Annotated in this window: 3 protein-coding genes and 1 pseudogene; 1 reads left to right on the top strand and 3 read right to left on the bottom strand. The window is 71.7% G+C overall.

Annotated features, from left to right (window positions below):
- Together AC2W7J_RS15655 and ligA are read right to left on the bottom strand one after the other, a co-directional pair.
- A pseudogene (locus AC2W7J_RS15655) lies at nucleotides 1-332 on the bottom strand (hypothetical protein); the annotation flags it as partial.
- Between the two features lie 25 nt (nucleotides 333-357).
- Nucleotides 358-2568 (bottom strand): NAD-dependent DNA ligase LigA, encoded by a 2211-nt coding sequence (gene ligA / locus AC2W7J_RS15650; RefSeq protein ID WP_485983532.1) that lies wholly within the window; start codon nucleotides 2566-2568, stop codon nucleotides 358-360.
- 95 nt (nucleotides 2569-2663) lie between these two features.
- Between ligA and AC2W7J_RS15645 the strand changes: the two genes are divergently transcribed.
- Nucleotides 2664-4163 carry a long-chain-fatty-acid--CoA ligase gene (locus AC2W7J_RS15645; protein ID WP_485983530.1) on the top strand — a complete coding sequence of 500 codons (1500 nt, stop codon included), beginning with the start codon at nucleotides 2664-2666 and terminating at the stop codon, nucleotides 4161-4163.
- Between the two features lie 129 nt (nucleotides 4164-4292).
- Here AC2W7J_RS15645 and AC2W7J_RS15640 read toward each other — a convergent pair.
- The coding region (locus AC2W7J_RS15640; RefSeq protein ID WP_485983528.1) for a uroporphyrinogen decarboxylase/cobalamine-independent methonine synthase family protein at nucleotides 4293-5150 on the bottom strand (858 nt) is incomplete at its 5' end.

Below are 5150 nucleotides of genomic sequence, written 5' to 3'. Positions count from 1 at the left end.
CCTCCCGCTCCCGCCGCCGGGCCGCGCGCCGCGCCGGCGTCGTAGTCGGCGAGGTCCTCGACCCAGCGCCGCCGCTGCGCGGCGTCGAGCGCCTCGAGCTGGTCGATGCTGCCCGTCGCGGTGAACTCCGCGGCCCGGTCGCGATGGATCTCGCGACCGGCGATCGTCTCGCCGCCCCAGCGCTCCATGACACCGCAGCAGTGGACGACGAGCGCGTAGACGCTGTTGGCCCCCTCGACGTCGGCCGCCGGCAGAGCAGCTCGTCTCCCCCGGCGTCGGCGAGCTCGTCGGCCCGGGCGAGCAGCTTGGCCAGGGCGGTGTCGACGTACCACTGGGCGGTGGCCCGGTCGATGCCGCTCATCCGTCGGCGCCACCCGTGTCACCGGCGCGGTCGCCCCCTTCGCCATCACCGTCGGCGAAACGCGCCACGGCACCCGTCTCGAGCAGCTCGGTGAACTCCTCCTCGGTGAGGATCGGACGGCCGAGCTCGCGGGCCTTGGCCTCCTTGGTGCCGGCGTTGTCGCCGACGACGACCCAGTCGGTCTTCTTGCTCACCGAGCCCGAGGCCTTGCCGCCGCGCTCGAGGATCGCCTCCTTGGCGGAGTCGCGGGAGTAGCGCTCGAGCGAACCGGTGACGACGACGGTGACACCCTCGAGGGTCTGCCGGATCGACTCGTCGCGCTCGTCCTCCATGCGCACACCGTCGGCCGCCCACTGGTCGACGATGCCGCGGTGCCAGTCATTGCCCTCGCCGTCGAACCACTCACGCACCGAGGCCGCGATCGTCGGCCCGACGCCCTCGACGTCGGCCAGGGCCTCCTCGTCGGCTTCGCGGATCGCGGCCATCGAGCCGAAGTGCTGCGCCAGCGCCCGGGCCGCGGTCGGCCCGACGTGCCGGATCGACAGCGCGACGAGCACCCGCCACAGCGGCTGGTGCTTGGCCTGCTGGAGGTTGTCGACGAGCTTGGCGCCGTTGGCCGAGAGGACCCGACCGTCGTGGACGGCCTCCTCCGGGTCGGTCTTCTTGGCGGCCCGCGTGAAGAGCGGGACCCGCGCGACGTCCTGCGCCGTGAGGCCGAAGAGGCCTCCCTCGTCGGTGAGCACGCCTGAGTCGAGCAGCCCGACGGCGCCCTCCCAACCGAGCGCCTCGATGTCGAAGGCCCCACGCCCGGCGAGCGAGGAGAGCCGCTCGCGCAGCTGGCTCGGGCAGGTGCGCGAGTTGGGGCAGCGAATGTCCTTGTCGCCCTCCTTCTGCGGGGCGAGCTTCGTCCCGCAGGCCGGGCAGTGCGTCGGCATGACGAACTCCCGCTCGGTGCCGTCGCGCAGCTCGACGACCGGACCGAGGATCTCGGGGATGACGTCGCCCGCCTTGCGCAGCACGACGGTGTCGCCGATGAGCACGCCCTTGCGCTTGACCTCGTGGCCGTTGTGCAGGGTCGCCATCGAGACGGTCGAGCCGGCGACGGTCACCGGCTCCATGACGCCGAAGGGGGTCACCCGCCCCGTCCTCCCGACGTTGACCTGGATGTCGAGCAGGGTCGTGTTGACCTCCTCGGGCGGGTACTTCCACGCGATGGCCCAGCGCGGCGCCCGCGAGGTCGACCCGAGCCGGCGCTGCACGGCGATCTCGTCGACCTTGACGACCACGCCGTCGATCTCGTGGTCGTAGTCGTGGCGCTGCCGCTCGACGTCGGCGATGAAGTCGCGCACCTGGGTGATCGAGTCGAGCACGCGGTAGTGCGGCGAGGTCGGCAGCCCCCACGCGGCCATGAGCTCGTAGGCGTGGCTCTGGCTGTCGATGTCGAAGCCCTCGCGGCGCCCCATGCCGTGCACGAGCATGTGGAGCGAGCGGCGGGCCGTGACTCGGGGGTCCTTCTGCCGCAACGATCCCGCGGCGGAGTTGCGCGGGTTGGCGAAGGGGGCCTTGCCCGCCTCGACGAGGCCGGCGTTGAGCTCGGCGAAGTCCTCGAGCCGGAAGAAGACCTCCCCGCGGATCTCGACGAGGTCGGGCACGGGGTGCACGCTGTCGTCGAGCTGGGTCGGGATGCCCTCGATGGTGCGCACGTTGAGCGTGACGTCCTCGCCAGTGCGCCCGTCGCCGCGGGTCAGGGCCCGGGTGAGCTTGCCGCCCTCGTAGAGCAGGTTGATCGCGACGCCGTCGATCTTGAGCTCGCACAGGTAGTGGAAGCCGCTCACCTCGGTCTCGACGCGCTGCGCCCACGCGAGCAGGTCGTCGCCCTCGAAGGCGTTGTCGAGGCTGAGCATCCGCTCGAGGTGGTCGACCGCGGTGAAGTCGGTGGAGAAGATCGCCCCGCCCACCTGCTGCGTCGGCGACTCGGGAGTGCGAAGGGAGGGGTGCGCCTCCTCGATCTCCTGCAGCCGTCGGATGAGCCGGTCGTACTCGGCATCACTGATCGTCGGGGCGTCCCTGACGTGGTAGGCGAACTGCGCGGCCGTCGCCTGCTCGGCGAGGTCGGTCCACTCCTGACGCAGCTCGTCGGGCACGTCGGCGGGGGTCTCCGGCTGCGCGTGCGCTGCGGACTCGTCCGTCTCGGGGATCTCGCTCACCGGACCATCCTGCCGCACACCCCCGACACCCCCTTCCCTCCACGCGGGAGACCGTGTTGGATGGGGCCACCCGAACCAGCATTCAGGAGTCGACGATGACGAATCTGGCGAGCAACCTCGTCACCACAGCCCAGGCCCACCCGGACAAGGTGGCGATCAAGCTCGACGATGCCGAGCTGACGTGGTCACAGCTGCACGGCCTCGCGGCCAAGGCGGCCGGCTCCCTTCGTGCTGCCGGCCTCGAGCCCGGCGACCGGGTCTCGCTGATCCTGCCCAACATCCCGGCCTTCCCCGTGCTCTTCTACGGCACCCTCCTCGCCGGTGGCGTCGTCGTGCCGATGAACCCCCTGCTCAAGGCCAACGAGATCGAGTACTTCTACACCGACTCCGGCGCGAAGTTCTCCTTCGTCTGGGGCGACTTCGCCGCGGAGGCGCAGGCCGGTGCCGAGGGCACCGACACCCAGGTCATCGTCTCGGGCCCCGTCGGCCCGGCCGAGGACGCGCTGCCGGCCGGCGAGCCGATCGCCGTGCCCACCGAGCGCGCCGGCGACGACGACGCCGTCATCCTCTACACCTCCGGCACCACCGGCCGGCCGAAGGGGGCCCAGCTCACCCACGACAACCTGCGGCTCAACGCGCAGCGCTCGGCCGAGGACATCATCGGGATCCGGCCCGAGGACGTCATCATGGGCTGCCTGCCGCTCTTCCACGTCTTCGGCCTGACCTGCGGGCTCAACACCGCGGTGCTCCAGGGCGCGACGCTGACCCTCATCCCCCGCTTCGAGCCCGGCAAGGCGCTCGAGGTCATCGCCCGCGACCAGGTGACGATCTTCGAGGGAGTGCCGACGATGTACGGCGCGATGCTCCACCACCCGTCGGTCGCCGACACCGACACCTCGAGCCTGCGCACCTGCGTCTCCGGTGGCTCGTCACTGCCCGGCGAGACCCTGCGCGAGTTCGAGGAGACCTTCAAGGTCAGCCTCCTCGAGGGCTACGGCCTCTCCGAGACCTCGCCGGTCGCGTCCTTCAACATGCTCGACCAGCCGACCAAGCCCGGCACGATCGGCCGCGCGATCCCCGGCTGCGAGATGAAGCTCATCGGCGAGGACGGCCAGGCGGTCGGTCCCGGCGAGGGCGTCGGCGAGATCGCGATCCGCGGCGACAACGTCATGAAGGGCTACTGGAACAAGCCGGAGGCGACCGAGGCCGCGATCCCGGACGGCTGGTTCCGCACCGGCGACATCGCGAGCGTCGACGAGGACGGCTACTACACGATCGTCGACCGCAAGAAGGACCTCATCATCCGCGGCGGCATGAACATCTACCCGCGCGAGGTCGAGGAGGTGCTCTACACCCACCCCGACGTCCTCGAGTGCGCGGTCGTCTCCGTGCCGCACCCCGAGCTCGGCGAGGACGTCGGCGCCGCCGTGTCGCTGCGCGAGGGCGCCTCGGGTGACCTCGAGGAGATCAAGCAGTACGTCAAGGACCGGGTCGCGGCCTACAAGTACCCGCGCACCGTCTGGGTCCTCGACGAGCTGCCCAAGGGCCCGACGGGCAAGATCCTCAAGCGGGAGATCCACGCCCCGACCGCCTGACGCCTCTGGCCCGCGAGCCTCTGGCCGGGAAATCCTGAGCTGGCCGGGAAAACCGGAGATGACCGTGCAATTGCGCGGTCATCTGCGGTTTTCCCGGCCATTCGCAGTTTTCCGGCCGGGGCAGGTGGCTCAGCCGGCGGCGAGGTCGGTGAGGGCCGAGGCAAGATCCGTCGTGGTCCGCACCGCTGCCACGGCGGACGAAGGGGGAGCCCCCGCTAGTCCGCAGGTCGGCGTGACGACGACGTCCGCGAGCGCGGAGACGGGCAGGCCGATCCGCTGCCAGGCACCGACGAGCCGGTCCCGCGCCGTGCGCCAATCGCCGCCGGCCGTCGGCACGGCACCGGCCCAGAGGGTCACTCCGGCCTCGACGGCCTCGGCGATCTGCTCCCAGCGGGCGCCGTCGAGCAGCGAGGTGTCGAGCGAGATGCCACGGGCACCGCTCTCCCGCACCAGCTGTACCGGCACCTCGCCGGCGCAGCAGTGCACGAGCGTCGTCCGCTCTCCCGCCGCATCAAGCACCTCGCGCAGCCCGTCGCGCACCTCCGAGCGGTCGACCGCGCGCAGGGTGCCGTAGCCCGAGGCGGTGGGCAGCCGCCCCTCGAGCACTGCCGGCAGTCCCGGCTCGTCGACCTGGACGATCACCTCGGCACCGGGCACGAGGCGCTCGACGTCGGCGATGTGCGCGCGCAGTCCCTCGGCGAGAGAGCCGACGAGGTCGCGGCGAGCACCGTGGTCGGCGACCGCCCGCTCACCGCGCGGCAGCTCGATCGTCGCGCCGAGCGTCCACGGTCCGGTGACCTGGATCTTCAGCGGGCCGGTCCACCCGTCGTAGGCCTCGGCGAGCTCGTCGAGGTCCTCGCGCAGGAGGGCGCGGGACCTCCCCTTCGTCGATGGCCGGGACGACCCGGCCGAAGCGCCACCCGTAGGGCTGGGTCTCGAGCGTGCAGCCCCTCGAGCAGCGCCGCGGCCCGGCCGACCATGTCGGCG

The organism is Janibacter sp. CFPM2_SD2 (genome assembly GCF_057364645.1).
This window is presented reverse-complemented; position numbering and strand designations above follow the sequence as displayed.

Bases quoted from the DNA above. Each gene is read 5' to 3' on its own strand.
- AC2W7J_RS15645 (WP_485983530.1), top strand. From the start codon at position 2,664: ATGACGAATCTGGCGAGCAACCTCGTCACCACAGCCCAGGCCCACCCG.